Genomic DNA, 25,552 nt, shown 5'->3' with positions numbered 1-25,552 from the left:
TCCCAGAGATTATTCGATGACCGGCTTGGTTTCGCCTTGGGTGACCGCCACCAGTCTTTCGACCAGTGTGGGCCAATCGACGCGGCGGTTGTATCCCGTAACGGTCAGGCGCGGCAAGCCCGATCCTTCGACGATAATAAAGCTGTTGCCCGCTGAACGAAGCCCGTCCATGTCGCAGACCTGCTCGGCCAGCCTGCAGCTGATGCCGATTTGCCGGTAACCGAAATCGTCGAACAGCTTCAACGCCTGCGCCTGCAGGCTGTTGCCCAACCCTCCGCCACCGCCACCGACACTGGACAGGTCCTGCACCGCACGCTGGCTGATGCGGCGCTTGCCTTTCCAGGAGGGATCGGTATGCAGGTCGGCATCGAAACCCTCGGCGCTCCAGTCGACCAGGCGCAGGTTGCGGACGCTGCCATCCAGTGCGCCGGTGATTTCGCCGAAGCCGAACACCTTGGTCAACGATTCCAGGTTCAGATCGTCCATCACGATATCGGCGGACAGCGTGGGTGCAGTGCCGAACGGGCGCTCCATCGCCAGCCCCGAGACTTGCACCGTGCCGTCGAACATGCGGGTGGTGAGGATGCCCTCGAAATCGAGCCGGTCGTCGGCATAGCGCGCCCTGGGAATGCGTCCGTCGAGCCGTCCCTCGAACGCCGGCCAATCCATCGTCGCGGCCAATTGGCCTACATCGAGCCCTTCCACAGCCAGGCCGAATTCGAATTCCAGGCCACGCTCGCCCGCGGGCGGACGCAGGTTGAGCGTCTCGAAGCGCAAGTCGCCGCTCAGCATGGGCACCGAGACCGGCTCGCGCAGACCGATGACGCCCGCGGCACTGGTCAGCGGCAATGCGGCCGGACCGAACGCCAGTCCATGGATCGCTCCCCCACGCCAGCGCAGGTTGCTCTGCATCGGGGCACGCGCCGAAAACACCGGACTGCCGTTCAGTCCATCGAAACGGAAGCGCTGCTGCCCATCGATTACCGACACTTCGCGCAGGTCGGCTTCGGCCAGGACCATGGCCCCCTCCCGCATCCGTACAAGCGCATTGATCGCTCCGTGCAGCTGCAGTTCGCCCAATCCGGCCATTCCCAGCCAGCCGGACAGATAGCGCGGTCGCAACGGCGCGAGATCGCCGCTCTGCACACGCAGGTCCGCATTGTCGAGATTCAACCGTGGATCGAAACCCAGTGAACCTTCGATTTTCAGCGCATTGCTGTCGTCCCACAGCAACTGCGGAATTTCCCAACCGCCCGCGCCCTGTTGCCGCGCGGCGAGGCTGACCGCCACCGGCGTTGCCGGCAGAGCGATGTAGCCATTGCCCACCAGCATCTCGCCGCCACGCAGGCTGCCGTCCAGGGTCACCAGCGACAACCCCGCGGACTTGCGGTAGTCGATGTCGAACTGCGCGCCAAGGCCTTCGGCGGCGATGCTGCCATCCGGCGTATCCAGGCCAAGTCCGGCCAGCGTCAGGCGCCCTTCGACGCGCAACGGCCGTGCGCTGGGGGTGTGGATGTCGAGGCGTCCGTCCATCGTGCCGGCTTTCAGGTTCGCCGCGGGCCATGCCTGCGCCAGCAGCGCCTGCGACCAGGCCAGCGGTACCCGGGTCAGGTCGATGCGGGTGATGTCGGGGCTGCCGGCATTGCGGTGCAGCGCCAGGTTGGCGGTGCCATGCGAGAGCTCGGCATCGGTGGTCGCCGTGGACAGGTCCACGCCAAGTTTCAGCGGACGGCGCCCCGCACTGCGGATCTCGCCTTCGCAGCGCCATCCCCGCTGATTGGACGGGCGCTGCAGCGGGCAGTGCCAGGTGAGGTCGTCGAAACGGTAGCCAAGGTCGGGCGCCAGCATCCGCCGCGCGCTGAGGGTCAGTTGCCCTGCTTGCGCATCGGCCGGCCACTCCAGGCGCACGCTGACCTGCTCCAGGCTGGCGACCGGGGTCGTGAGCCTGGCGATCCGCGCGCTGAGGATCCTGGCCTGCGCGGGAGCACTGGTCGCAAGCAGGCTGACCACCAGCAGGCCGGTCGCAAGCAGGGACAGCAACAGCGGCGGTAAGATGCGGCGGGGCATGGAAGGCAGCATAACGATGTCAGATCACAAGGGAATGAAGCCACGCCTGCTGCTGGTGGAGGACGATCCGATCAGTTGCAGTTTCATGGCCGCCGCATTGGAGGCATTGCCTGCGCAGGTCGATACGGCCGATTCGATTCGTGCCGCGCTCGCGTGGGAAGGCACCCAGGACCTGTGGCTGCTGGACGCCAACCTGCCCGACGGCCAAGGGACCGAGTTGCTGGCAGAACTACGGGTCCGGCACCCCACGACACCGGCACTGGCCCACACCGCTGACGACTCCCAGGCGCTGCAGGCGCAGTTGCTCCAGGCCGGTTTTGCCGAAGTGCTGGTCAAGCCGCTGAGTGCTGCGCGCTTGCAGGAAGTGGTGCGTCGATGGCTGGGAATGGCTTCCGATGCGCCGCCGCGCATAGGCGAAACTTCGAGCCCGTTCACGGCGCTGCCGTTGTGGGATGAGGCTGCCGCACTGGCCGCACTGAATGGCAGCCAGGAACATGTCGCGACCCTGCGCAGGATGTTCCTCGATGAACTGATGCGGCAGCACGATGCGATCATCGATGCGTTGGACAAAGGCGATCCCGGGCCCGCGAAACAGATCCTGCATCAATTGAAGGCCAGCAGCGGTTTCGTCGGCGCGTCGCGCTTGAACGCGGCGGCGAAAAACCTGGAAGACGCATTGTCCGAACCTTCCGTGGCCATGAACTTCACCGCCATCGTCCACGACACGCTGGCTTCAGGCTGATGCGGGAACGGCGCGGGGTAGTTGTGGGAGCGGCGTAAGCCGCGAGAGCTTCGCGGCTTACGCCGCTCCCACAAACATCGCTCAGGGCTTTGCCGGTCCAGGACGTTTCAAGCGCCCCAACTCGCCCAGCATTTCCCATGACTTGAGGCCGCGCCCACCGAGGTGATGGCTGAGCACGCTGCGCAGGGCCAGGCGCAGGCTGGCGAGGTCGTCCGCCTCCGGTTGCCGGTCGGCGGCCAGGGCCAGCAAGGCGCTGCCGGTCGCGGCGCTGCTGCGTTCATCGCGCCCGCGATCGCTCAGCAACCGGCGCGGGCCCTGTTCCGGATCGATCTGGTAGCGCGCCGCCGGGTCGACGGCGAGGCCGTCGCCATCTTCAGTCAGATCGAAACCCGAGCCCAGCGATTCCAGCAGGTCGCGTTCGAAGCGGCGCAGGGTCCAGGCCAGGGGATCGATGCCGTCCAATCGCGAGCGGGTTTCTGCATAGACGCGATACAGGCCTCCATGCGGATCCTGGCGAGGCGCCAGGCGCATCACCAGCTCGTTGATGTAGAACGCGGCCAGCATCGCTTCGCCTGCAAGCCGGGGAGCGGCGTCCAACGCCTCCGCGGAGACCAATTGCGCCAGTTCGCCACGCTGCACCGCTTCAAGGCGGATGTGTTGCAGCGGTTGCAATGCGGCGCGCAGGACCTGCTTCTTCGGACCCTGCACTCCACGTGCGACCAGGCCGAGCCGTCCATGGTTTTCGGCCAGCACTTCGACCAGCAGGCTGGTCTCGCGCCACGGGCGCGCATGCAGGACGTAGGCGGGTTCGTTTTCGATGCGCATCGGCACGGCATTGTAAGAGCTGAGTCGTGGGAGCGCCGTCCCGGCGCGAGTCTTTCGCTGGGGATTGCGGACGCACGGCCAAGGCAACGGCTCGCGCCTGGACGGCGCTCCCACGTGTCGCTATCCGTCGGAACTATTCGCTGTAACCGAACGCCTTCAACGCAGAGGCATCGCCGGACCAGCCCTCGCGCACGCGCACCCAGGTCTCCAGGAATACCTTGTTGTCGAACATCCTCTCCATCTGCAGCCGCGCCTTGCTACCGATTTCCTTGAGCCGCGCGCCGCCCTTGCCGATGACGATGGATTTCTGGCTCTCACGCTCCACCCAGATCACCGCGCCGATGCGCAACAGCCCGTCTTCCTCGGCGAAACGCTCGATCTCCACCGTGGTCGCATACGGCAACTCGTTGCCCAGCTGGCGCATCAATTGCTCGCGCACCAGTTCCCCGGCCATGAAACGCTGGCTGCGGTCGGTGATCTCGTCTTCGCCGAACATCGGCGGCGCCAGCGGCAGCAGAGCCAACATGTCGCGCACCAGCTGCTCCAAGCCATTGCGCTTCAACGCGGAGATCAAGTGCACGCTGGCGAACGTGCGGCCTTCGGTGATCCGGGTCAGGAATGGCAGCAGTTCGGACTTGGCCTTTATCTGGTCGACCTTGTTGACCACCAGCATCACCGGGATGCCGCTGTCGCCGAGCACGTTGTAGGCCAGCGTGTCGGCGTCGTCCCAGCGCCCGGCCTCGATCACCATCAGGGCGGCGTCCACTTCCTCCAGCGCGCCGCGCGCGGCGCGGTTCATCACCTTGCTCATCGCCGAGGCCGAGAACTTGCCTTCCTGCTTGTGCAGGCCAGGCGTATCCACCAGCGCGATCTGTCCTTCCGGGAAAGTGGCGATGCCGAGCAACCGATGGCGCGTGGTCTGCGGACGGTTGGAAACGATGCTGACCTTGGCCCCGACCAGCGCATTGGTCAGGGTCGACTTGCCCACGTTGGGCCGGCCGATGACGGCGATGCTGCCGCTGCGATGACCGCCCTTGGCCGAGGTGTCTGTGCTCACTTGGAGATGTCCAGTTTTTCCAGCAAGGCCGCGGCGGCGGCCTGTTCCGCATTGCGGCGCGAACTACCCTCGCCTTCAGCGGTGAGTGTGGGATCGATGATGGTGCAACCGACCTTGAACGTCTTGGCGTGGTCGTCGCCGCTTTCGGAAACCAGTTCGTAGGCCGGCAACGGCCGCTGGCGTGCCTGCAACCATTCCTGCAAACGCGTTTTCGCGTCCTTGCCGGGCTTGCCCACCGGCAATGCCGCCAGCGATTCCTCGAACCATGGCAGCACCGCCGCACGGCAAGCCGCAAAATCGGAGTCCAAGTAGATCGAAGCGACCACCGCTTCCAGTGCATCGGCAAGGATCGAATCTCGGCGGTGGCCGCCGGATTTCATTTCCCCGGGCCCCAGGGTCAGGCGCGCGCCCAGTTCGAGATGGCGGGCGATCGTGGCCAGCGAGGCTTCGCGCACCAGTTCCGCGCGCGCCCGGGTCAAGGCTCCTTCGTCGGCCTTCGGCCAGCGCTGGAACAGCACTTCGGCGACCAGCAGGTTGACGATGCCATCGCCGAGGAATTCGAGGCGCTCGTTGTGCGGAGCGCCGGCACTGCGATGGGTCAGGGCCTGCTCGAGCAGGCCCGGATCCGAGAAACGGTAGCCATCCAGCTCACCGCGTCGGTATTTGAGGTCAATCGGTCCCACCGCGACGGGTCAGATCCTGGGAGATATCGAACACGCCGACCACGTCCAGGTTGCCGACCAGCGAGCGGCGCACTTCGTAGTTGACCTTCATGTTCCAGCCGCTGTCGATCCGCTCGAATTTCACGTTTTCCGGCTTCACGCTTTCCGAGTAGCTGATGTACAGCCGCTTGAAGAACATGTCCTGGATCTTGGACGGATCCATGTCGCCGACACCGGGTTCGGAGGCAAGCGACTTGGTCGCAGTACGCACTGCGTAGTATTCCTGGTACATCGGGAACAGCTTCATGCCGAGATAGGCGGCGAAGCCAACCACCGCCAGCACCACCAGGAAACTGGTCAGCGTCATGCCCCCCTGGGCTTGACCCACGCCCAGCTTCCGATTGATTTCAAGCCTGCGATTCATATGCCCATTCCCCCAACGTGATGACGCGTTTATTGGATTTTGGTCCCGATCCTGGAAGCATCGAAACCGTCCTTGCAGAACCAGCCTTCGCAATTCAGCCATACCAGGAACGCCTTGCCGCGCAGGTTTTCCTCGGGCAGGAAGTTGTGGTTCGGCAGGGGCTCGCCATCGGCGCCACGCTCCGGCCACAAACGTCCGTCCTCGCTATTATCGCGGTTGTCCCCCATCACGAAATAGTACCCCTGCGGCACTTCCCATTCGCCCTGCCCGACGATGTTGTCCAGCCCTTCCAGCACCTTGTGCGGCTTGCCGGGCAGGTTTTCCTGCAGCAGCGAGGCCGATTCAGTCCCCATGGCCACGCCCCGGCCCGAATAGGCGCCCAGCGTCTGATAGGTCACGGCCACGCCATTGACCGACAGGGTATTGCCCTGGAAGGCGATCCGGTCGCCCGGCAGGCCGATTATGCGCTTGATCCAGTTGTTCTCCGGATCGTGCGGCGGCTTGAACACGACCACGTCGCCGCGCTTGGGCTCGCCCAGCGACACGAACTTCCTGTTGTTGATCGGCAGGCGCAGGCCGTAGGTGAACTTGTTGACCAGGATGAAGTCGCCGATCAGCAGGTTGGGCATCATCGACGCCGAGGGGATCTTGTACGGTTCGGCGATGAAGCTGCGCAGGATCAGGACCACGGCCAGCACCGGAAAGAAAGCGCGCGAGTAATCGACCAGCACCGGCTCCTCGTCCAGCAGGCCGTTGCGCGCGGCGCGGCGCTTGGCCAGGAACAGTCTGTCCAGCAACCAGACGGCGCCGGTCAGCAAGGTGAGTACGACGAGGATTGTTTCGAACCAGACCATAAAATTCCTTGAGAGCGGTGAATAGCTAAAGGGTGATGGGTGAAGAAAGCGCTTCTCTTTACCCTTTACTATTTACCCTTCGCCGTCGTTACTTGTTGTCCATCTGCAGCACCGCCAGGAACGCTTCCTGCGGGATCTCCACGCTGCCCACCTGCTTCATGCGCTTCTTGCCTTCCTTCTGCTTTTCCAGAAGCTTCTTCTTGCGGCTGATGTCGCCACCATAACATTTGGCCAGCACGTTCTTGCGCATCGCCTTGACCGTGCTGCGGGCGATGACTTGGGCGCCGACGGCGGCCTGGATGGCCACGTCGAACATCTGCCGCGGGATCAGTTCGCGCATCTTCTCGGTCAGCTCGCGGCCGCGGCGATCGGCATATTGGCGATGCACGATCAGCGACAGCGCATCGACCTTGTCGCCGTTGATCAAGGTGTCCACGCGTACGAACGGGCCGGCTTCGAAGCGCAGGAAGTGGTAGTCCAGCGAGGCATAACCGCGCGACACCGACTTCAGCCGGTCGAAGAAATCCAGCACCACTTCGGCCATCGGCAGCTCATAGCTGATCTGCACCTGCGAACCCAGGTAATTGATGCTGATCTGGCGACCGCGCTTCTCTTCGCACAGGGTGATCACGTTGCCCACGTAATCCGGCGGGGTCAGGATATTGGCGCGGATGATGGGCTCGCGGATCTCGTCGATCAGGTTGGTCTGCGGCAGCTTGGACGGGTTGTCCAGGGTCAGGATGCTGCCGTCGGTCTTCAGCACTTCGTAGACCACGGTGGGCGCGGTGGTGATCAGGTTGAGGTCGTACTCGCGCTCCAGGCGCTCCTGCACGATCTCCATGTGCAACATGCCGAGGAAGCCGCAACGGAAGCCGAAACCCATGGCCTCGGAGCTTTCCGGTTCGAAGCGCAGCGCGGCATCGTTGAGGCGCAGCTTCTCCAGCGCCTCGCGCAGGTCCGGATAGTCGTCGGCATCGACCGGGAACAGGCCGGCGAACACGCGCGGCTGCATTTCCTGGAATCCCGGCAGCGGCTTGGCGGCCGGATCGCTGGCCAGGGTCAGGGTGTCGCCGACCGGTGCGCCGTGCACGTCCTTGATCGAGGCGTTGATCCAGCCCACTTCGCCGGCGCCGAGCTTCTTGGTCTCCTTGCGCTTGGGGGTGAACACGCCGACCTTGTCGATCAGGTGGGTGCGGCCGGTGGACATGACCAGCATCTTGGTGCCGGGCACGATCTCGCCCTGCATGACCCGCACCAGCGAGACCACGCCCAGATAATTGTCGAACCACGAGTCGATGATCAGCGCCTGCAGCTTGTCGGTGTCGCGCGGCTGCGGTGGCGGGATGCGCTCGACGATGGCTTCCAGCACGTCGACGACGTTGAGCCCGGTCTTGGCGCTGATCGCCACCGCGTTCTCGGCGTCGATGCCGATCACCGCCTCGATCTCGGCCTTGACCTTTTCGATGTCGGCGGTGGGCAGGTCGATCTTGTTGATCACCGGCACCACTTCCAGGCCCTGCTCCACCGCTGTGTAGCAGTTGGCGACCGACTGGGCTTCCACGCCCTGGGCCGCGTCGACCACCAGCAGCGCGCCTTCGCAGGCCGCCAGCGAACGCGAGACTTCGTAGCTGAAGTCGACGTGGCCGGGGGTATCGATGAAGTTCAGCTGATAGACCTGCCCGTCCTTGGCCGTGTACGGCAGCGACACCGACTGGGCCTTGATGGTGATCCCGCGTTCGCGCTCGATCGGGTTGGAGTCGAGCACCTGCGCTTCCATCTCGCGGGCCTGGAGGCCGCCGCAAAGCTGGATGATGCGATCGGCCAAGGTGGACTTGCCATGGTCGACATGGGCAATGATGGAGAAGTTGCGGATATTCCGCATGGACGCAGGGGGCGGGCTGGACTTGGGCTGCATGGGGGCGGCCGCAAGGGCCGTCAGGAAGAATAACGGCGCATTATCGCACGGCCGCCCCGGGGACTGGCCGACCTGCGTCTGGCGCAGGTCGGCCTTTCAGTGCCTATGGCGCGGGAGCGGATTCCCGTGGAATCAGTTGCCATCCCCGGCCGTGACCGCCACGAAGGCCGAACCACCGCGCGGGCTGCGGACCAGCAGCATCACCACCTGGCCGGACTTGACCCCGCGCAGCTCCTGGTTGAATTCGGCGACGCTGCCCACCGGCTTGCGGCCGACCTGCAGGATCACGATGCCCGGCCGCAGCGCTTCGCTGGCGGATTCGCCGTAAACGCGGGTGATACGCACGCCTTCACCGGACTTCAACCCCAGCTGTTTGCGGGTGGCGGCATCCAGGTCGGCCACGGAGATGCCCAGCAAGGCCGATTCGGCACGCCCCGGGGTTGCCGGCGAATCCTCGCTCTGCGCAGCCGCGCTGGCGACCGTGCCCGCATCTTCTTCCAGGGTCGAGAGGGTCACCGTCACATCGCGCGGTTTGCCGTCACGCAGGATGCCCAGGGTCACCTTGGTGCCCGGCGCCATGGCGCCGATTCGCGGCGGCAGGTCGCTGGAAGTGGCGATCTCGGTGCCGTTGACCGCACGGATCACATCGCCCGCTTCCAGCCCCGCCTTTTCCGCGGCGCTGCCGGCAAGCACATCGTTGATCAATGCGCCCCGCGTATCAGGCAGACCGAAGCCTTTGGCCGAATCCGTGGTCACGGCGCCCACCTGCACGCCCAGCTGGCCGCGACTGACCTTGCCGGTCTTCTTCAGCTGCTCCACCGCGCTCATCGCCAGGTCGATCGGGATCGCGAAGCTGATGCCCATGTAGCCGCCGGAGGCGGAGAAGATCTGCGAATTGATGCCGACCACTTCGCCGCTGGTGTTGAGCAGGGGTCCGCCCGAGTTGCCCTGGTTGATGGCCACGTCGGTCTGGATGAAGGGAACGTAGCGCTGGTCCGCATACGGATTGCTGCGACCGGTCGCACTGACGATACCGGCGGTGACCGAATGGTCCAGGCCGAACGGAGAACCGATCGCAACCACCCACTGGCCGGGCTTGAGCGAGTTGGAATCGCCCAGGCGTATTGAAGGCAGGTTCTTGGCTTCGATCTTCAAAAGCGCCACGTCGTATTGCTGGTCGCTGCCGATGACCTTGGCCGTCAGTTCGCGCCGGTCCGAGAGCTTGACCGTGACTTCATCGGCGCCGTCGACGACATGGTGGTTGGTCAGCACATAGCCATCGGGCGAAATGATGAAGCCGCTGCCCATGGAAGTACCGCGACGCTGCGGTCCACGCGGGCCCTGCTGCGGCCCCGGCATCTGGAAATCGGGGCCGAAGAAACGGCGGAAGAATTCGGGCATGTCGTCGCTGCCCGGCAGCGCGTCGCTATCGGCGTCCTGCCCACGTGCGACCTGCTTGGTCCCGACCTTGGCTTCGATATTCACCACGCCAGGCCCTACCTGCTCGACCAGCCGGGTGAAATCCGGCAACCCGGTGACGATCTGCGGCGCACTGCTTTGGGCAATGGAACCAGCAACGGCCGGCGCCGAAGCCTGCGGCGTGCTGCCCGCCTGTTGCGCACAGGCGGCCAACGGGGAAGTGAGGATCAGGAGACCGAACAGACTATTGCGGACACTGGGAGTCATCGAACGCATGCCTCGAGTTGGTTTGGGCCAGGGATTGGGGTTGCAGGATTCCGCAGGATGCAGCCGAACGGCATCGTCCGGATCAGTCGCGCGGTGCGGACGATGGCGGTATCACCGGCGGCTCTTCCGGCAGGCGCGGCTCGAACGGATAGAAAGTCTGCGCCGCACGGTCGGTCGAGTAGCCGGCATTGAAGGCGCCGCTGCCCGAATACTGCGGCAGCACCGCACGCGGCCACGGCCGGGCAGCGGGTGTATTGATCTGCACGTTCGAGAACGGATCATGCACTGCGCCCGCTGCCGGCGCAGTGGCGATGGCCGGACTGGCGACCGCACGGATAGCGGGTGGCGCGGCGGCGGCGGCCACCGCGCGATCGGGAACGGTCCGTACGATCGCCGCTTTGCGTGCCGCTTGCTGGTTGCGGGTCGCACTGCGTCGCGCATCGTTCTGCCGGCGCGGAATGCTGGCCACGGCGACACTGGCCGCGGTCACGGCGGCGGCGCCCTCGCCCTGGATGCCGGAGCCTGCCCGGTTGGAGCCTGCCTCGTTGTTGCTGGCGGGCGCCCGGCTGGCCATCGTGGGCGTCGCCTGGACGGGGGCTTCCTCGGGAACCTGCTGGCGCACCACGAACAAGGCGATGGCGGCGACGGAAGCCGCCAATGCGCCGCCGCCCCACTTGGCCAGGTTGCCGCGATTGCGCGCGGATGCCGCTCCAGCGGCCGGCGGTGCGGCTTCGGCCGCAATGGCGGCGGCAATGCCGTCGGCGAAACCCGCCGGCGCCGGCGCCCGGGCCTGGCCGCACAATACATCGCCGCAGAGTTGCCAACGCTCCAGGCAGCCGCTCAGCTCGGTGTCGTGTTCCATCCGCCGCAGCAGGAAGCGCGCCTGGTCGGGGGCCAGATCGCCGTCCACCAGCGCGGACAGTTGCTGGAAATAATGGTTGTCGATCTTGTCGGTAGTCATGTGCGGGCTCGCTCCCGGGTGGCGCTCTGGGTATCGACCAGGGGTCGCAATTCGATGTCGATGGCTTCGCGGGCGCGGAAGATGCGCGAACGCACCGTGCCGATCGGGCAATCCATCTTCTTCGCGATTTCCTCGTAACTCATGCCTTCGACCTCGCGCAAGGTGATCGCGGTCCGCAGTTCTTCCGGCAACGCATCCACCGCCTTCATCACCGTGCGCTCCAGTTCCTGGCGCATCAGCTCGCGTTCCGGCGTATCGGTATCGCGCAGGCGGCTGCCGGTGTCGTATTGCTCGGCATCGCTGGCGTCGACGTCATCGGTCGGCGGGCGGCGGTTGTGGGCGACGAGATGGTTCTTGGCTGTATTCACTGCGATCCGGTGCAACCACGTATAGAACTGGGCATCGCCGCGGAAATTCCCGATAGCGCGATAGGCGCGCATGAAGGTGTCCTGGGCGACGTCCTGGCATTCGCTCCAGTCATGGATGTAGCGTCCGATCAGGGCGATTATCCGGTGCTGGTACTTGCGCACCAGCAGATCGAATGCCGCACTGTCGCCACGCTGGACACGCCTGACCAGTTCGAGGTCCAACTCCTGGGGTGGAGTGCTTTCCTTATCGGTTTGTGTATCCACATCGGCCATGCCGGGCCGCACTCCTGTCGGCTCGGCTGATGACCGAGCACTGTGACCGCCATCGCGGGAAAAAGTTCAGAAGCACGCCTGAACGGCTTCCATGTCGGGGATTTAACCCGGGGATTTACCAGGGAAACAGGCCCATGCCCATGCCACCGGTCATGTCCCTTTGAATCAGTGGGGATTTGACGTGGGTTAAACAACCTCGGGATGATAGTCGCCTTACCCATACGCGAACGGATGGTTTGATCATGGCAGCAAGCTTCGATGGGCTCCGATTCAGTCATTGGCAGACCGAGTCGCGCGTGGACGGGATCGTGGTGCTCAGCCTCGATCGCCAGGGCGCGCCGGTCAATGCGCTGTCGCAGGATGTGCTGATCGAGCTGGGCGACCTGATCGAACGCATCGCCATCGATCCGCCCAAGGGCGTGGTGATCCGTTCGGCCAAGGCAGCGGGCTTCATCGCCGGCGCCGACCTGAAGGAATTCCAGGAATTCGACCGCAAGGGCGTGGTCAACGACGCGATCCGCCGCGGCCAGGCCGTGTTCCAGAAGCTGGCCGAACTGCCCTGCCCTACAGTATCCGCGATCCACGGCCACTGCATGGGCGGTGGCACCGAGATTTCGCTGGCCTGCCGCTATCGGGTGGCATCGAACGACGGCTCCACCCGCATCGGCCTGCCGGAAGTGCTGCTGGGCATCTTCCCGGGTTGGGGCGGCAGCGCACGCCTGCCGCGATTGGTCGGCGCACCCGCGGCGATGGACATGATGCTCACCGGGCGCACGCTGTCCGCGTCCGCGGCCCGTGGCATCGGCCTGGTCGACAAGGTGGTGGAACCGGCCCTGCTGCTGGATGCCGCGGTGGCGATGGCGCAGAAAGGCACCGTACGTCCGTTCAGGCAGCGCTTCCTCGGCTGGATCAGCAACACCTGGATCGCACGCCAGATCCTCGCGCCGCAAATGACCAAGCAGGTCGCACGCAAGGCGCGCAAGGAGCACTACCCCGCTCCTTATGCGCTCATCAACACCTGGCAGAAATCCGGTGGCGGCAATATCCAGGCGCGCCTGGACGCCGAGCGCCGCGCCGTGGTCAAGCTGGCCAGCACACCCACGGCACGCAACCTGGTCCGGATCTTCTTCCTGCAGGAACGCCTCAAGAGTCAGGGTGGGAAGGATCACGGGATCAAGCACGTGCACGTGGTCGGTGCCGGAGTGATGGGCGGCGATATCGCCGCGTGGTCGGCCTACAAGGGCTTCGAGGTCACCCTGCAGGATCGCGAGCAGCGCTTCATCGATCCGGCCATCGCCCGCGCGCAGGAACTGTTCGCCAGGAAAGTGAAGGACGAAAGCAAGCGCCTGGCCGTGGCCGCGCGCCTCAAGGGCGATCTCGCCGGCGAAGGCGTAGCCAGCGCCGACCTGGTCATCGAAGCCATCATCGAAAACCCGGAAGCCAAGCGCGACCTGTACCAGTCGCTCGAGCCGCGGTTGAAGCCCGATGCGCTGCTGACCACCAACACCTCGTCGATCCCGCTGACCGAACTGCGCGAACACATCCAGCGCCCGGCGCAATTCGCCGGCCTGCACTATTTCAATCCGGTCGCGCAGATGCCGCTGGTCGAAATCATCCGCCACGACGCGATGGCGCCGGAAACCGAGAAAAGACTGGCTGCGTTCTGCAAGGCCATCGACAAGCTCGCCGTGCCGGTCGCCGGCACGCCGGGCTTCCTGGTCAACCGCGTGCTGTTCCCGTACATGCTGGAAGCGGTGACTGCTTACGCGGAAGGCATTCCGGGGGCGGTCATCGACAAGGCGGCGGTGAAGTTCGGCATGCCGATGGGTCCGATCGAGCTGATCGACACCGTGGGCCTGGATGTCGCCGCGGGCGTGGGCAAGGAGCTGGCGCCGTTCCTGGGCCTGCCCATTCCCGCCGCGCTGTCGGCGCCGCCGGAACCGGGCAAGCGCGGCAAGAAGGACGGCCAGGGCCTGTACAAGTGGGTGCATACCGAGAAAGGCAGCAAGGCGGTGAAACCCGAGGTCGCCAAGGACTACCAGGCGCCCTCCGACCTGGAGGACCGCCTGATCCTGCCGCTGCTCAACGAAGCCGTCGCCTGCCTGCACGATGGCGTGGTCGGCGACTCCGATCTGCTCGATGCCGGGGTGATCTTCGGTACCGGTTTCGCCCCGTTCCGTGGCGGCCCGATCGAATACATCAAGGCCACCGGCGCAGATGCGCTGGTCGAGAAGCTCAAGACCCTGCAGGGCCGCTACGGCGATCGCTTCGCACCGCGACCGGGCTGGGACTCGCCGGCATTGCGCGGCCCGACCGCCTGATCGCGCGACACCCGATATCCTGCAAACTGTCCAGGGTGCCAACCACGGCGCCCCGTTCCCTTCCCAATCCGATCGAAAGACCTATCGCATGTTCAATCTGAGCGCCCCGACCGCGGGCATGTTCTTCCTTTCACTTCTGCTGGGCGGCCTCGGCGTGGCCGCGAAGCTGGGCTACATCCCGGCGCTGGTGCCGTACGCCTTCTGGATCCTGTGCGCAGGATTGGGGACGTTGCTGCTGGGGAACCTGTTCAAGGGGCTGTAAGCCGATCGGTGGCCGGTTGCGGCAGTGCGAAACCGGCACTGCGGATCACATCGTGTGCGTGGGTTTTTCCGCGTTGAGCGTGCCGGCCAGCAGCGTCTCGATCTTGCTCTTCACCGCTTCGCCTTCGTTGGTGTCGGCGAACTGCACGCCGATGCCGGCGACGCGGGCGCCTTGCGCGCCCACTGGCGTCACCCAGATGACCTTGCCGGCGACCGGCAGGCGTTCGCTCGAGTCGGGCAAGGTCAGCAGCAGGAACACCTCGTCGCCCAGGAAATAGCGCTTGGGCGTGGGCACGAAGATACCGCCGTTCTTCACGTACGGAATGTAGGCGTTGTACAGCTGCGCCTTGTCCTTGACCGCCAGCGACAGGATGCCCTGTCGTCCACCGCCTGCCACTGCATTCATTTCGGTTCTCCTTTGGCGGCCCGCACGCGATCGCCAACGCGCCAGGCCAAGAGCAAATCCACCATCGCAAGATCGCCGCGAACGGTAGTACGCAGCAGGTCGCGGGTGCGGTTGGCGGCATCGAACCACGTCGCCAGCTTGTGCAATCGCGCCGGATCGGTCAAGCCGGCATCGCCGGCCTGGGCCAGCACCAGGTCGGCGGCGTGGCGCAGGCGCAGGTCGGCGTGCTCGTCGGCGGCCCAGCGCTGCGCGGTTTCGATCACCGCGATCTCGCCGCGTTCGAGCTTGTCGAGATCGCCGGCGACCGACTTGCGCAAGGCCAGGCCGCCTTCGCCCAGCCACTGGTCGGCAAGCCCGGGATGGCCGCGCGCGGCTTCCAGCGCCTCGTCGGCGTCTTTCGCGGAATGGCCCTGGGTCCGCAACCAGGCCAGCGCCTCGTCGTGCGGCGGCAGCTTGAATTCCAATCGCTGGCACCGGCTGCGGATGGTGGCGGGCAGCCGCGCGGGTTGCGCGCTGACCAGCCACAGGTAACGGCCGGCGGCCGGCTCCTCCAGCGTCTTGAGCAGGGCATTGCAGGCGGCGCGGTTGATCGAATCGGCCGGATCGACGATCGCCACCTGGGCCGCGCCGTACTGCGGGGTCAGCGACAGTTTCTGCGAAAGTTCGCGCATCTGTTCGATCACGATCTCGGTGCGCAGCTTGCTGCCGTCCTTGGTCGGGACGAAGGACACCGCATGCAGGTCGGGATGGGTGCCGGCCGCGATCAACTGGGCATTGCGGATTCGCGCGGCGGGATCGCCACCCGCCAGCACATGCTGGGCGAGGCGATCGGCCACCGCGCGCTTGCCCAGTCCCGCCGGTCCGCAGATCAGCAATCCGTGCCCCAGTCTTCCCGTGTCGAGCGCCGCGACCGCCTGGTCGTAGGCGCGCTGCTGCCATGGCGAGAATTCAACGCTCACGCCGACGACTCCAGCCATTGCAAGACCGCACTGGAAACCGACGCGCCGACCGCCGTCGGCGACTGGCTGGCGTCGATCACGCGGAAGCGTTCGGGTTCGGCGACGGCGCGCTTGCGGAAACCTTCGCGCACGCGCTCGAAGAAATCGTCCTGCTCGCTCTCGATGCGGTCCGGCCACAGGTCGCGGCCGCTGGTGCGGGCGCGGCCTTCGCGCACGTCCAGGTCCAGCAACAGGGTCAGGCTCGGCTTGAGGCCCACGACCTTGCGTTCCAGCTCCTCGATCAGGGCGCGGTCCAGGCCGCGGCCATCGGCCTGGTAGGCGTAGCTGGAATCGGTGAAGCGATCGCTGACCACGTAGGCGCCGCGCTGCAGCGCCGGCCGGATCACTTCGCGCACGTGCTGCGCGCGCGAAGCGAACATCAGCAGCAGTTCGGTTTCCGGCGCCAGCGCTTCCTCGTGCGGACTCAGCAACAGTTCGCGGATGCGTTCGGCCAGCGGCGTGCCGCCGGGCTCGCGGGTCAGCACGACCTCGTGCCCACGCGCCTGCAGCAGCTCGCGGATCGCGACGATCGCGCTGGTCTTGCCGGCGCCCTCGCCGCCTTCGAGGCTGATCAAGCGTGGATGTTTCAACAGGGCTTCGCTCATTGCAGCGGCTTTTCCTCCGGCAGCGGCGGGCGACGCATCTGCTGCAGGTAACGGGCCACGGCGGCGTTGTGTTCGGCCAGCGTGGCCGAGAACACGTGGCTGCGGCTGCCATCGCCGAGGGCGACGAAGAACAGCGCATCGCCGGGGGCGGGGTTGACCGCGGCGCGCAACGCGTCCACGCCCGGCATGGCGATGGGAGTCGGCGGCAGGCCGGCGCGGGTGTAGGTGTTGTACGGTGTGTCGGTCTGCAGGTCGCGGCGACGGATGTTGCCGTCGTAGGCGCTGCCGATGCCGTAGATGACGGTCGGGTCGGTCTGCAGCCTGATGCCCTGCTTCAGCCGGCGCGCGAATACGCCGGCGATCTGCGGACGCTCGGAGGCCACGCCGGTTTCCTTCTCGATGATCGAAGCCAGGATCAGGGCCTGCTCCGCCGATTGCAGCGGCAAGTCGCGGGCCCGCGACTGCCACGCTTCTTCCAGTGCCTCGTCCATCGCCGCATACGCGCGCTTGAGCACGTCCACGTCGCTGTCGCCGCGCGAATAGACGTAGGTCTCCGGCAGGAAGCGCCCTTCGGGGTGCTGGCCCGGATGGCCCAGTTGTTTCATCAGGGCCGCGTCGTCCAGCGCAGCGGTTTCATGCCGCAGCGGGGTGGCGGCGTTGAGCGCCGCGCGCAGCTGGCGGAGGTTCCAGCCCTCGATGATCGTGAACCGGTAACTGATGACCTTGCCATTGCGCATGTTGAGCAGCAGCTGGCGCGGGGTGATCCCGGGAGCGAGCGCGTATTCGCCGACCTTCAGGCTGCCGGCCACGTCGAGGTGCCGCGCCAGCGCACGCCACTGCAGGTCCTCTCCGTCATCCACGCCCGCCGCGCGCAACTTGCGCAACACGCCCGGGAACGAGTCCCCGGAAGCGACGATCACGCTGTCGCCGGCCTGCAGGCCGGCGATGGGCCGGTCGCTGAAACCGGCATAGCGCTGCCAGAGCCAGGCGCCACCTGCGGCAATGGCGATCAGCAGCAAGAGACAGGCGATGACGAAGTTTCGGCAACCGCGTTTGGAACCTTTGGCCACGATTTCCTCGAATCCCGATCCAGGCCGTGCAGGATACCTTGCCCACCTGTTCTTGTAGGAGCGCCCCTTGGGCGCGATGCCTTTGACCTGCCTGCCTGCCTGCCTGCAAGCAAGCAAGCAAGCAAGCAAGCAAAGAGCATCGCGGGCAAGGCCCGCTCCTACAAGACCAGGGCCTTGAGCACGCCGCGTGCCTTGGCGCGGGTTTCGTCCAGCTCACGTTCGGGGAGGGAATCGGCGACGATGCCCGCCCCGGTGCGGAAAACGACTTCCGAGCCACCGTCCCGCCCGGGCAGGATCTCCGCGGTGCGGATCAGGATATTCAGGTCCAGGTCGCCATCGCGGTTCAGCCAGCCGAATGCACCGGTGTAGGCGCCGCGCGCCTGGCCTTCCAGCTCGGCGATGATTTGCATGCAGCGCACCTTCGGGCAGCCGGTGATGGTGCCGCCGGGGAAAGTCGCGCGGATCACTTCGCCCGGGGTGACATCGGCGCGCAGGCGGCCGCGTACGTTGCTGACGATGTGGTGGACGTGGGCATAGCTTTCCACGGTCATCAACTCATCGACCTCGACGCTGCCGGGCTCGCAGACGCGGCCCAGGTCGTTGCGCTCCAGGTCGATCAGCATCACGTGTTCGGCGCGCTCCTTGGGATGGCCGACCAGTTCGCGGATGCGTTCCGCATCATCGTCGCCCTCGAAGCGCGGACGGGTGCCGGCGATCGGCCGGGTCTCGACCACGTCGCCACGGATCGACACCAGGCGCTCGGGCGAGGAACTGGCTACTGCCCGGCCACAGGCAGCGAACAGACCGGCGAAAGGAGCCGGGTTGGCGGTGCGAAGACGTGCGTAAAGCGCGGCCGGATCGAGGGCTTGCCCGAAACGCGCGCGCCAGGCGCGCGACAGGTTCACCTGGAAGATGTCGCCTGCCACCAGGTATCGAAGGATGCGCTGCACGCCGTCGAGGAAGCGTTGCGGATCGTCTTCGGCGATGTGCTCGGGACCGCCCCATGCCGGCCATGCCGGTTGGCTTCGCGACGCGTCGATGTCCGCGGCGATGCGATCGATCAGCCCGTTCGATCCGGCCTCGGCCAAGGCGACGCATTCGCCGCTGGTGCGGTCGCGCAGGATCGCGGCGGGACAACGCAGGGCCAGTGCGACCGGAACCATCGGATCGCCTTGCGGAAGCTCCAGCACCGGCTCTATCTGCCCGGCCAATTCGTAATCCAGCAGCAAGCCCCAGCCGCCACGGAATGGCCAGCGCGGTTCTTCGCGGGCGATGCGTTGCGCTTGCCATTCGGTATCGAGCGCGCCGAGGAAGTCGCCTGCGAGCGGTTGGCCGGCGAGCGTCCGTGTCACCCCTTGCGCGTCCAGCTGCAGGCCGGTGCCATCGGTCGCCAGCAGCAGGTCCCAGCGTCCTTGCGCCGTACCGGACGCGACCGACTCGAGCAGCAGCGGATAGCGCGACGGCGCCTGCCGGTGCAGAGCGAGCAGGTCGGTATCGGGAGGGAGTGCGCGGGATTCGATCACATTACGCTCGTCATTCCCGCGAAGGCGGGAATCGCTCTTCGCTCCTGTTCTTTCGATATGGAGAACGCAAAAAAACAAGAGCGATTCCCGCCTTCGCGGGAATGACGAGCAATTGTCAAACCCGCTTGAACACCAGCGTGCCGTTGGTGCCGCCGAAGCCGAAACCATTCGACATGGCGACATCGATCTTCTTCTCGCGGGCGACGTTGGGCACGTAGTCCAGGTCGCAACCCTCGCCCGGGTTCTCCAGGTTGATGGTCGGCGGGATGATGCCCTTGTCGATCGCCAGCACCGAGAAGATGGCTTCCACGCCGCCGGCCGCACCCAGCAGGTGGCCGGTCATGGATTTGGTCGAGCTGACCATGGTCTTGTAGGCGTGGTCGCCGAAGGCGCGCTTCATCGCCAGGGTCTCGGCCAGATCGCCCAGCGGCGTGGAAGTGCCGTGCGCATTGAGGTATTCGACCTGGTCGGGATTGAGCTTCGCGTCCTTGAGCGCCATCGCCATGCAGCGTGCGGGGCCTTCGCCGTTCTCGCTCGGCGCGGTCATGTGGTAGGCATCGGAACTGGCGCCGAAGCCGACCAGCTCGCAATAGATGCGCGCGCCGCGTGCCTTGGCGTGTTCGTATTCCTCCAGCACCAGGACGCCGGCGCCGTCGCCGAGCACGAAGCCGTCGCGGTCGCGGTCCCAGGGACGCGAAGCGGCCGCGGGGTCGTCGTTGCGCGTGGACATCGCCTTCATCGAGCAGAACCCGCCGACCGAGGTCGGCGAGGAACCGCGTTCGGCACCGCCGGCGAACATCACGTCGGCATCGCCGTACTGGATCATGCGCATGGCCATGCCGATGGAATGGTTGGAAGTGGCGCAGGCCGACACCGCGGAAAAGCTCGGCCCCTTGATGCCCTTCATGATGCTCAGCTGGCCGGGCAGCATGTTGATGATGGTGCTGGGGATGTAGAACGGCGAGATCTTGCGCGGCCCGCCTTCGAGATACCTGGCGGTCTGCTCCTCGATGCCGAGGATGCCGCCGATGCCCGCACCGATGATGGCGCCGATGCGCTCGGCGTTCTCCTCGGTGACTTCCAGACCGGAATCGTCCATCGCCATCAGCGAAGCGGCGATGCCGTAATGGATGAACGCATCCATCTTCTTCACGTCTTTCGGCGACATGTAGGTGGTGGGATCGAAGTCCCGGATCTCGCCGGCGATGCGCGTGGTGAACAACGAGGCATCGAAGGAGGTGATCGGACCCAGGCCCGAGCGCCCGTTGGCGATGGCGTCCCAACTGCTGGCCAGGTCGTTGCCCAAGGGCGAGATCATGCCCATGCCGGTGATCACTACGCGACGCTGGCTCATACGATTACTCCGACTTCTCGCACCCTGTCCGGGCGCATTGACATGCCACATATGCGCGGGGCCGCATCCGCGGCCCCGGCACGACTCATCGAAACTACGGGCTTACGCCTTGACGTGCGCCTTGACGTAATCGATGGCCTGCTGCACCGAGGTGATCTTCTCGGCGTCTTCGTCCGGGATTTCGCACTCGAACTCTTCTTCCAGGGCCATCACCAGCTCGACGGTGTCGAGCGAATCGGCGCCGAGGTCATCGACGAACGATGCGCTGGTGGTGACTTCTTCTTCTTTGACGCCAAGTTGTTCTACGACGATCTTCTTGACGCGTTCTTCGATGCTGCTCATTGGATATGGCTCCAGACGGAGTTGAGTGAACGGGGGGTAGTTTAGTGGAAACCGGGGATGCGGTGCACGCCCCGGCAATCATCGCTTAATCAAACACTTACGGCACAATTGTGCTAGGGCATGTACATGCCGCCATTCACATGCAGGGTTTCGCCGGTGATGTAGCTGGCCGAAGGTCCGGCCAGGAATGCGACCGCGCGGGCGATATCCGCCGGTTCGCCCAGGCGTCCCAGCGCGATCTGGCCGACCAGCGCGTTCTTCGCATCGTCCGACATCGCCTTGGTCATGTCAGTGTCGATGAAGCCCGGCGCGACCACGTTGACGGTGACGCCACGACTGCCGATTTCCTTGGCCAGCGACTTGGAGAACGCGATGATGCCGGCCTTGGCCGCGGCGTAATTGGCCTGCCCGGCATTGCCGGTCACGCCGACCACCGAGGCGATGTTGATGATCCGGCCCTTGCGCGCTTTCATCATGCCGCGCATCACCGCCTTGGAGGTGCGGTAGACGCTGGTCAGGTTGGTATCCAGGATCGCCTGCCAGTCCTCGTCCTTCATCCGCATCAGCAGGTTGTCGCGGGTGATGCCGGCGTTGTTGACCAGGATGCTGATGGCGCCGAACTCCTTGCCGATGGAATCGATCAACGATTCCACCGCGGCCGCATCGGTGACGTTCAATTCGCGACCGTGTCCGCCATGGGCCGCAAGGCGTTCGCCGATGGCCTTGGCGCCGGATTCCGAAGTCGCGGTACCGATCACGGTAGCGCCTTGCGCGGCCAGCTCATCGGCGATGGCCGCGCCGATGCCGCGGCTGGCGCCGGTGACCAGCACGATTTCGCCCTTCAACAATTGCGTGTCGCTCATGCCTGCTTCCACTCTTCGATCGCGGATTGGAAATCGCCCGGCGTGGCCAGCGATCTTGCTTCAAGTGATTTGTCGATGCGCTTGACCAGGCCGGTCAGGACCTTGCCCGGCCCGCATTCGGCGATGCGGATCGCGCCTTTCGCCTTCAAGGCCAGGGTGCAGTCGGTCCAGCGCACCGGCAGGTACAACTGCCGCACCAGGGCATCGCGGATATCGTCGATTCCGTGATGGACCTGCGCATCGACATTCTGCACCACGGGGATCGACGGATCCTGCCAGCGCATGCCGCGCATGGTTTCGGCGAGCCGGTTGGCGGCTTCGCGCATCAACGGCGTGTGCGAGGGCACGCTCACCGCCAGCTTCACCACCTTGCGCACGCCACGCCCGGTCAGCAGCGCGATCGCGCGATCCACGGCCTCGGCATCGCCGCCGATCACGATCTGTCCCGGCGAATTGTAATTGGCGGGCACCACGACCTGACTGCCCGAGGCCTGCGCGCAGACTTCCGCGACCAATTCGTCGTCGGCGCCGAGTACCGCCGCCATCGCGCCCACGCCAGCCGGCGCGGCCTCCTGCATCAACTGGCCGCGCAGGCGTACCAGGTGCGCACCCTCGTTGAGGGAAAGCGCATCCGCTGCAACCAGCGCCGAATATTCGCCGAGGCTGTGGCCGGCGAACACCGAAGGATTGGCTCCGCCCTGCTGCCGCCACGCGCGCCATACCGCGACGCCTGCCGCGAGCAACGCGGGCTGGGTGTATTCGGTGCGGTTGAGCATTTCCTCCGGGCCGCCTTGCGACAACGCCCACAGATCCACGCCGGCGCCGTCGGAGGCTTCGACGAAGGTTTCGCGGACGATCGGATGCAGCTCGGCGAGCTCGGCGAGCATCGCCAGCGATTGCGAACCCTGGCCGGGGAACACGAAAGCCAGCGTCGGGTCGGTATGGAGTCGTGGAGTCACTGGCCAATCCGGTGGGGGTCGGCGCGCATCATAAGGGCGAACGGCCCGCATCGTCTGTACCGGTGCGTATCGTCGGACCATGCTGCTCCACGAATCAGCGATGATCGATCACACCTCGATTACCTTGCCTTTGTTTCGATCGCAGCCACATACAGCATCCTGGAGCAGGCAATGATCCGGAAACTGACCTCAGGCGAATTCCGCCTGTATTCGCGCAAGAAGGATCCGCGCACCGGCAAGCGTCGCAACCTGGGCACGTTCAAGACGCGCGCCGCAGCTGAAAAACACGAACGCGAGGTGCAGTACTTCAAGCGCAACGGCTGAGTGTCGGCCAGACTCGACCGCGCAAGCCTCAATAGCGCAGCAGCGCCGAGCCCCAGGTGAAGCCGCCGCCGAAGGCTTCCAGCAGCAGCAACTGGCCGCGTTGCACGCGACCCGAGCGCACCGCGGCATCCAGCGCCAGCGGCACCGAGCCCGATGAAGTGTTGCCATGGCGATCGACGGTGACGATGACGCGGTCCATCGGCATTTCCAGGCGCTTGGCCGTGGCCTCGATGATGCGTAGGTTGGCCTGGTGCGGGATCAACCAGTCCAGGTCGTGCTTGTCCAGGCCATTGGCCTCGAGGGTCTCATCGACCACGCCGTCCAGCGCCTTGACCGCGTACTTGAAGACGTCGCTTCCTTTCATCTGGATGTGCGAGCCGCCGTTGGGCTCGTCGTGCTTGAAGCCGACCGAGACACCGACCGGATTCCACAGCAATTCCTTCTTGGCGCCATCCGCGTGCAGATGGGTGCTGAGGATGCCGGTCTCGCCGTCGGCCTTGAGCACCACCGCACCGGCGCCGTCGCCGAACAGCACGCAGGTGGTGCGCTCGGTCCAGTCGACGATGCGGCTGAGGGTTTCCGCTCCGATCACCAGCACGGTCTTGACGTCGCCGGAGCGGATGAACTTGTCGGCCACGCTGAGCGCGTAGACGAAACCGGAACAGGCGGCGTTCACATCCATCGCCGCGCAGCCGTTGGCGCCCAGGCGGGCCTGGATCAGGCAGGCGGTGGACGGGAAGATCAGGTCGGGGGTGGTGGTGCCGACCACGATCATGTCGATCTCGGAAGCATCCACGCCCGCAGCCTCGAGCGCGCGCACCGCGGCGTGGTAGCCGAGGTCGCCCGTGGTCTCGCCTTCCGCGGCGATATGTCTTTCGCGGATGCCGGTACGGCTGCGTATCCATTCGTCGCTGGTATCGACCTGCTTGGCCAGATCGTCGTTGGTCAGCAACTTCTCGGGCAGATAACTGCCCGTGCCGGCGATGCGGGCATAAATGCGCCCGTTGGAAGCAGGCCCAACAGAAGCCTGCCCGCCCGAATCACGCTTGCTCATGCCCGCTCCAGCTGCTGGCCCACGCAGGGCCTGGAAAACTTGCCGCACCCGATCCTATCCAGCACGCACAATCCAGTGCGTTCGATCCAACGCGCACCCGCAAGGTGCGCAACCGGATCAATCTTCGTCGGAGACTGCGTCGGCCTTGGTCGCGATGACCTTCTTGCCACGGTAATAACCGTCGGCGGTCACGTGATGGCGGATGTGGGTCTCGCCGCTGGTCGGGTCGGTGGCCAGCTGCTTGGCGGTCAGGCTGTCGTGCGAACGACGCTGGCCACGGCGGGACGGGGTGACGCGGGATTTCTGCACTGCCATGGTATTGCTCCGAACTTTTTCGCTGTGTTGCGTTGTGTTGATGGTGCCGACCGATGCAAAGGCCGGATGTTCTTGATGAGGCAGCTCTTGGTGAGACAGCTCCCGACCGGATGTTCCTGATCAGTTTTTCTTCAGCGAGGACAGCGCCGCGAACGGGCTGGCCTGCGCCAATTCTTGTTCCGGTATCGGCCAGTCGCGATCCACCGCGTCGGACTCCGGATTCATCGGCACCGCGGGAACCGCCAGCACCAATTCGTCCTCCACCAGATCCAGCGGCCGCAGCATGCCGTCTTCGGGCACCAGCAGCGCTTCGTATTCCGCAGGTAGCGCGGCCTCGTCCGCTTCATCGCGAATCAGGCCGAGCCGCTGCACCATATGCACCGGAAGCAGGAACCGTTGCAGGCTGCGCTGGCATTCCAGCGGCAACTCCGCGTCGATCCGCAACTCCGCGTAGGACACCTTCAGCAGCGGATCGCTGTCGAACTGCAGCGTGAACCCGACTTCGCCTTCGGTATCGAACAGCAACCCCTGCAGGCGCTTCAGCGCGGACAGCGGCAGGCGCCCTTCAAAACCGCGTCTGGCCGCGACCATGCGCCAAACATCCAACATCTCGGGCACGTTCACGGACATAAGCCGCTGAATATTAAGGATGCGAGGCCGAGCTGTCAAACCCGCAAAGCCCGCCAGACTGGGGTTTGCCGCCCTTGCCGGGCTTCGGCAGAATGCCCGCCCCTGCCTGAGGACCCTCTTCCATGCCGCTGATCCTGGCCTCCACTTCCCGCTACCGCCGCGAACTGCTGGAGCGCCTGCGCCTGCCCTTCCATGTCGCCCGCCCCGACGTGGACGAATGCCAACTGGCCGAAGAAACCCCGCCCGCCCTGGCCCAGCGGCTGGCACGGGCCAAGGCGCTGGCCATCGCCAGCCAGCACCCGGAGAGCTGGATCATAGGCTCCGACCAGGTCGCCGCCCTGGAATCACAGGCACTGGGCAAGCCGGGAACCCGTGAAAACGCGGTTTCCCAGCTGAGCGCCATGTCCGGGCGGGAAATCCGCTTCCATACCGCTGTGTGCCTGGTCCGCGGGGAGGCCGTGCTCGAGGCGATGGACACGACGCTGGTACGCTTCCGGACCCTGGACACCGACGAGATCGCGCGCTACGTCGATGCCGAACAACCGCTCGACTGCGCCGGCAGCTTCAAGAGCGAGGGACTGGGCATCGCCTTGTTCGAACACATCGAATCGCGCGATCCGACCGCACTGGTCGGACTGCCGTTGATCGCGCTGTCGAAAATGCTGCGGGAAGCCGGGTTCTCCCTGCCCTGAG

Annotated in this window: 27 protein-coding genes; 5 read left to right on the top strand and 22 right to left on the bottom strand. The window is 65.5% G+C overall.

Annotated elements, in window-relative coordinates:
* Nucleotides 1–9: 9 nt before the first annotated feature.
* Nucleotides 10–2,067 carry a translocation/assembly module TamB domain-containing protein gene (locus CSC74_RS00935; RefSeq protein WP_162312549.1) on the bottom strand — a complete coding sequence of 686 codons (2,058 nt, stop codon included), beginning with the start codon at nt 2,065–2,067 and terminating at the stop codon, nt 10–12.
* A 34-nt stretch (nt 2,068–2,101) separates the two neighbouring features.
* On the opposite strand from CSC74_RS00935, the gene CSC74_RS00930 reads away from it, so the two are divergent.
* On the top strand, nt 2,102–2,809 hold the full coding sequence (locus tag CSC74_RS00930; protein ID WP_162312548.1) for a response regulator: 708 nt from the start codon (nt 2,102–2,104) through the stop codon (nt 2,807–2,809).
* Between the two features lie 81 nt (nt 2,810–2,890).
* Here CSC74_RS00930 and recO read toward each other — a convergent pair whose 3' ends face one another.
* From recO to rpoE, 9 genes are all read right to left on the bottom strand, one after another.
* Nucleotides 2,891–3,634, bottom strand: coding sequence for a DNA repair protein RecO (gene recO / locus CSC74_RS00925; RefSeq protein WP_162312547.1), 744 nt, complete (start codon nt 3,632–3,634; stop codon nt 2,891–2,893).
* A 133-nt stretch (nt 3,635–3,767) separates the two neighbouring features.
* Nucleotides 3,768–4,691, bottom strand: coding sequence for a GTPase Era (era, locus tag CSC74_RS00920; RefSeq protein WP_162312546.1), 924 nt, complete (start codon nt 4,689–4,691; stop codon nt 3,768–3,770).
* Nucleotides 4,688–5,365 carry a ribonuclease III gene (rnc, locus tag CSC74_RS00915; RefSeq protein WP_162313673.1) on the bottom strand — a complete coding sequence of 226 codons (678 nt, stop codon included), beginning with the start codon at nt 5,363–5,365 and terminating at the stop codon, nt 4,688–4,690. Before rnc ends, era begins: the two co-directional genes overlap by 4 nt.
* A complete protein-coding gene (locus CSC74_RS00910; RefSeq protein ID WP_162312545.1) occupies nt 5,361–5,777 on the bottom strand; it encodes a DUF4845 domain-containing protein in 417 nt (138 codons plus the stop codon). The genes rnc and CSC74_RS00910 overlap by 5 nt, the downstream gene beginning before the upstream one ends.
* 29 nt (nt 5,778–5,806) lie before the next feature.
* Nucleotides 5,807–6,631, bottom strand: coding sequence for a signal peptidase I (gene lepB / locus CSC74_RS00905; protein WP_162312544.1), 825 nt, complete (start codon nt 6,629–6,631; stop codon nt 5,807–5,809).
* A gap of 88 nt (nt 6,632–6,719) precedes the next feature.
* Entirely contained in the window at nt 6,720–8,513 is a 1,794-nt protein-coding gene (gene lepA, locus CSC74_RS00900) for a translation elongation factor 4 (RefSeq protein WP_162312543.1), read from the bottom strand.
* Between the two features lie 165 nt (nt 8,514–8,678).
* Nucleotides 8,679–10,232, bottom strand: coding sequence for a Do family serine endopeptidase (locus CSC74_RS00895; RefSeq protein WP_162312542.1), 1,554 nt, complete (start codon nt 10,230–10,232; stop codon nt 8,679–8,681).
* Between the two features lie 82 nt (nt 10,233–10,314).
* The gene (locus CSC74_RS00890; protein ID WP_162312541.1) at nt 10,315–11,193 is read right to left on the bottom strand and encodes a sigma-E factor negative regulatory protein; all 879 of its coding nucleotides are present in this window, start codon (nt 11,191–11,193) and stop codon (nt 10,315–10,317) included.
* Nucleotides 11,190–11,834 carry an RNA polymerase sigma factor RpoE gene (gene rpoE, locus CSC74_RS00885; RefSeq protein WP_162312540.1) on the bottom strand — a complete coding sequence of 215 codons (645 nt, stop codon included), beginning with the start codon at nt 11,832–11,834 and terminating at the stop codon, nt 11,190–11,192. Before rpoE ends, CSC74_RS00890 begins: the two co-directional genes overlap by 4 nt.
* Before the next feature lie 242 nt (nt 11,835–12,076).
* Between rpoE and CSC74_RS00880 the strand changes: the two genes are divergently transcribed.
* Both CSC74_RS00880 and CSC74_RS00875 read left to right on the top strand, forming a co-directional pair.
* On the top strand, nt 12,077–14,155 hold the full coding sequence (locus tag CSC74_RS00880; RefSeq protein WP_162312539.1) for a 3-hydroxyacyl-CoA dehydrogenase NAD-binding domain-containing protein: 2,079 nt from the start codon (nt 12,077–12,079) through the stop codon (nt 14,153–14,155).
* 88 nt (nt 14,156–14,243) lie between these two features.
* Entirely contained in the window at nt 14,244–14,417 is a 174-nt protein-coding gene (locus tag CSC74_RS00875) for a hypothetical protein (protein ID WP_162312538.1), read from the top strand.
* 45 nt (nt 14,418–14,462) lie between these two features.
* Here the strand turns inward: CSC74_RS00875 and CSC74_RS00870 are convergent, their stop codons facing one another.
* The 9 genes from CSC74_RS00870 to fabD all read right to left on the bottom strand — a co-directional run bounded on the left by CSC74_RS00870 (nt 14,463) and on the right by fabD (nt 22,536).
* On the bottom strand, nt 14,463–14,822 hold the full coding sequence (locus CSC74_RS00870) for a PilZ domain-containing protein (protein WP_162312537.1): 360 nt from the start codon (nt 14,820–14,822) through the stop codon (nt 14,463–14,465).
* Nucleotides 14,819–15,781, bottom strand: coding sequence for a DNA polymerase III subunit delta' (locus tag CSC74_RS00865; RefSeq protein WP_162312536.1), 963 nt, complete (start codon nt 15,779–15,781; stop codon nt 14,819–14,821). The genes CSC74_RS00870 and CSC74_RS00865 overlap by 4 nt, the downstream gene beginning before the upstream one ends.
* Nucleotides 15,778–16,425 carry a dTMP kinase gene (tmk, locus tag CSC74_RS00860; RefSeq protein ID WP_162312535.1) on the bottom strand — a complete coding sequence of 216 codons (648 nt, stop codon included), beginning with the start codon at nt 16,423–16,425 and terminating at the stop codon, nt 15,778–15,780. The genes CSC74_RS00865 and tmk overlap by 4 nt, the downstream gene beginning before the upstream one ends.
* Entirely contained in the window at nt 16,422–17,495 is a 1,074-nt protein-coding gene (gene mltG, locus CSC74_RS00855) for an endolytic transglycosylase MltG (RefSeq protein WP_170865768.1), read from the bottom strand. Before mltG ends, tmk begins: the two co-directional genes overlap by 4 nt.
* 158 nt (nt 17,496–17,653) lie before the next feature.
* Nucleotides 17,654–19,018, bottom strand: coding sequence for an aminodeoxychorismate synthase component I (locus CSC74_RS00850; RefSeq protein WP_162312534.1), 1,365 nt, complete (start codon nt 19,016–19,018; stop codon nt 17,654–17,656).
* A 115-nt stretch (nt 19,019–19,133) separates the two neighbouring features.
* Nucleotides 19,134–20,372 (bottom strand): beta-ketoacyl-ACP synthase II, encoded by a 1,239-nt coding sequence (gene fabF, locus CSC74_RS00845; RefSeq protein WP_162312533.1) that lies wholly within the window; start codon nt 20,370–20,372, stop codon nt 19,134–19,136.
* Between the two features lie 102 nt (nt 20,373–20,474).
* The gene (gene acpP / locus CSC74_RS00840; protein ID WP_093279723.1) at nt 20,475–20,714 is read right to left on the bottom strand and encodes an acyl carrier protein; all 240 of its coding nucleotides are present in this window, start codon (nt 20,712–20,714) and stop codon (nt 20,475–20,477) included.
* A 113-nt stretch (nt 20,715–20,827) separates the two neighbouring features.
* Nucleotides 20,828–21,577, bottom strand: coding sequence for a 3-oxoacyl-ACP reductase FabG (gene fabG, locus CSC74_RS00835; RefSeq protein ID WP_162312532.1), 750 nt, complete (start codon nt 21,575–21,577; stop codon nt 20,828–20,830).
* Nucleotides 21,574–22,536, bottom strand: coding sequence for an ACP S-malonyltransferase (gene fabD, locus CSC74_RS00830; protein WP_281349699.1), 963 nt, complete (start codon nt 22,534–22,536; stop codon nt 21,574–21,576). The genes fabG and fabD overlap by 4 nt, the downstream gene beginning before the upstream one ends.
* 171 nt (nt 22,537–22,707) lie before the next feature.
* Between fabD and CSC74_RS17385 the strand changes: the two genes are divergently transcribed.
* The gene (locus tag CSC74_RS17385) at nt 22,708–22,860 is read left to right on the top strand and encodes a hypothetical protein (protein ID WP_170865767.1); all 153 of its coding nucleotides are present in this window, start codon (nt 22,708–22,710) and stop codon (nt 22,858–22,860) included.
* 28 nt (nt 22,861–22,888) lie between these two features.
* On the opposite strand, the gene CSC74_RS00825 is transcribed toward CSC74_RS17385, so the two are convergent.
* The 3 genes from CSC74_RS00825 to CSC74_RS00815 all read right to left on the bottom strand — a co-directional run bounded on the left by CSC74_RS00825 (nt 22,889) and on the right by CSC74_RS00815 (nt 24,859).
* Entirely contained in the window at nt 22,889–23,914 is a 1,026-nt protein-coding gene (locus tag CSC74_RS00825) for a beta-ketoacyl-ACP synthase III (RefSeq protein ID WP_162312530.1), read from the bottom strand.
* Between the two features lie 117 nt (nt 23,915–24,031).
* Nucleotides 24,032–24,229 (bottom strand): 50S ribosomal protein L32, encoded by a 198-nt coding sequence (gene rpmF / locus CSC74_RS00820; protein WP_162312529.1) that lies wholly within the window; start codon nt 24,227–24,229, stop codon nt 24,032–24,034.
* A 120-nt stretch (nt 24,230–24,349) separates the two neighbouring features.
* On the bottom strand, nt 24,350–24,859 hold the full coding sequence (locus CSC74_RS00815; protein WP_162312528.1) for a YceD family protein: 510 nt from the start codon (nt 24,857–24,859) through the stop codon (nt 24,350–24,352).
* Between the two features lie 122 nt (nt 24,860–24,981).
* Here CSC74_RS00815 and CSC74_RS00810 point away from each other — a divergent pair, with 122 nt between their 5' ends.
* Nucleotides 24,982–25,551, top strand: a complete 570-nt coding sequence (locus tag CSC74_RS00810; RefSeq protein WP_162312527.1) for a Maf family protein — start codon at nt 24,982–24,984, stop codon at nt 25,549–25,551.
* The last annotated feature ends 1 nt before the right edge of the window (nt 25,552 follow it).

The organism is Pseudoxanthomonas yeongjuensis, from assembly GCF_010093345.1.
Taxonomy (GTDB): domain Bacteria; phylum Pseudomonadota; class Gammaproteobacteria; order Xanthomonadales; family Xanthomonadaceae; genus Pseudoxanthomonas_A; species Pseudoxanthomonas_A yeongjuensis.
The sequence above is the reverse complement of the archived record's forward strand: the minus strand, read 5'-3'. Positions and strand labels throughout refer to the sequence as shown.

Excerpts from the sequence above, each read along its gene's own strand:
- CSC74_RS00935 (WP_162312549.1), bottom strand. The coding sequence starts at position 2,067 with ATGCCCCGCCGCATCTTACCGCCGCTGTTGCTGTCCCTGCTTGCGACC.
- CSC74_RS00930 (WP_162312548.1), top strand. The coding sequence starts at position 2,102 with ATGAAGCCACGCCTGCTGCTGGTGGAGGACGATCCGATCAGTTGCAGT.
- recO (WP_162312547.1), bottom strand. The coding sequence starts at position 3,634 with ATGCGCATCGAAAACGAACCCGCCTACGTCCTGCATGCGCGCCCGTGG.
- CSC74_RS00910 (WP_162312545.1), bottom strand. The coding sequence starts at position 5,777 with ATGAATCGCAGGCTTGAAATCAATCGGAAGCTGGGCGTGGGTCAAGCC.
- lepB (WP_162312544.1), bottom strand. The coding sequence starts at position 6,631 with ATGGTCTGGTTCGAAACAATCCTCGTCGTACTCACCTTGCTGACCGGC.
- lepA (WP_162312543.1), bottom strand. The coding sequence starts at position 8,513 with ATGCGGAATATCCGCAACTTCTCCATCATTGCCCATGTCGACCATGGC.
- CSC74_RS00895 (WP_162312542.1), bottom strand. The coding sequence starts at position 10,232 with ATGACTCCCAGTGTCCGCAATAGTCTGTTCGGTCTCCTGATCCTCACT.
- CSC74_RS00890 (WP_162312541.1), bottom strand. The coding sequence starts at position 11,193 with ATGACTACCGACAAGATCGACAACCATTATTTCCAGCAACTGTCCGCG.
- rpoE (WP_162312540.1), bottom strand. The coding sequence starts at position 11,834 with ATGGCCGATGTGGATACACAAACCGATAAGGAAAGCACTCCACCCCAG.
- CSC74_RS00880 (WP_162312539.1), top strand. The coding sequence starts at position 12,077 with ATGGCAGCAAGCTTCGATGGGCTCCGATTCAGTCATTGGCAGACCGAG.
- CSC74_RS00875 (WP_162312538.1), top strand. The coding sequence starts at position 14,244 with ATGTTCAATCTGAGCGCCCCGACCGCGGGCATGTTCTTCCTTTCACTT.
- CSC74_RS00870 (WP_162312537.1), bottom strand. The coding sequence starts at position 14,822 with ATGAATGCAGTGGCAGGCGGTGGACGACAGGGCATCCTGTCGCTGGCG.
- tmk (WP_162312535.1), bottom strand. The coding sequence starts at position 16,425 with ATGAGCGAAGCCCTGTTGAAACATCCACGCTTGATCAGCCTCGAAGGC.
- fabF (WP_162312533.1), bottom strand. The coding sequence starts at position 20,372 with ATGAGCCAGCGTCGCGTAGTGATCACCGGCATGGGCATGATCTCGCCC.
- acpP (WP_093279723.1), bottom strand. The coding sequence starts at position 20,714 with ATGAGCAGCATCGAAGAACGCGTCAAGAAGATCGTCGTAGAACAACTT.
- fabG (WP_162312532.1), bottom strand. The coding sequence starts at position 21,577 with ATGAGCGACACGCAATTGTTGAAGGGCGAAATCGTGCTGGTCACCGGC.
- CSC74_RS17385 (WP_170865767.1), top strand. The coding sequence starts at position 22,708 with ATGATCCGGAAACTGACCTCAGGCGAATTCCGCCTGTATTCGCGCAAG.
- CSC74_RS00825 (WP_162312530.1), bottom strand. The coding sequence starts at position 23,914 with ATGAGCAAGCGTGATTCGGGCGGGCAGGCTTCTGTTGGGCCTGCTTCC.
- rpmF (WP_162312529.1), bottom strand. The coding sequence starts at position 24,229 with ATGGCAGTGCAGAAATCCCGCGTCACCCCGTCCCGCCGTGGCCAGCGT.
- CSC74_RS00815 (WP_162312528.1), bottom strand. The coding sequence starts at position 24,859 with ATGTCCGTGAACGTGCCCGAGATGTTGGATGTTTGGCGCATGGTCGCG.
- CSC74_RS00810 (WP_162312527.1), top strand. The coding sequence starts at position 24,982 with ATGCCGCTGATCCTGGCCTCCACTTCCCGCTACCGCCGCGAACTGCTG.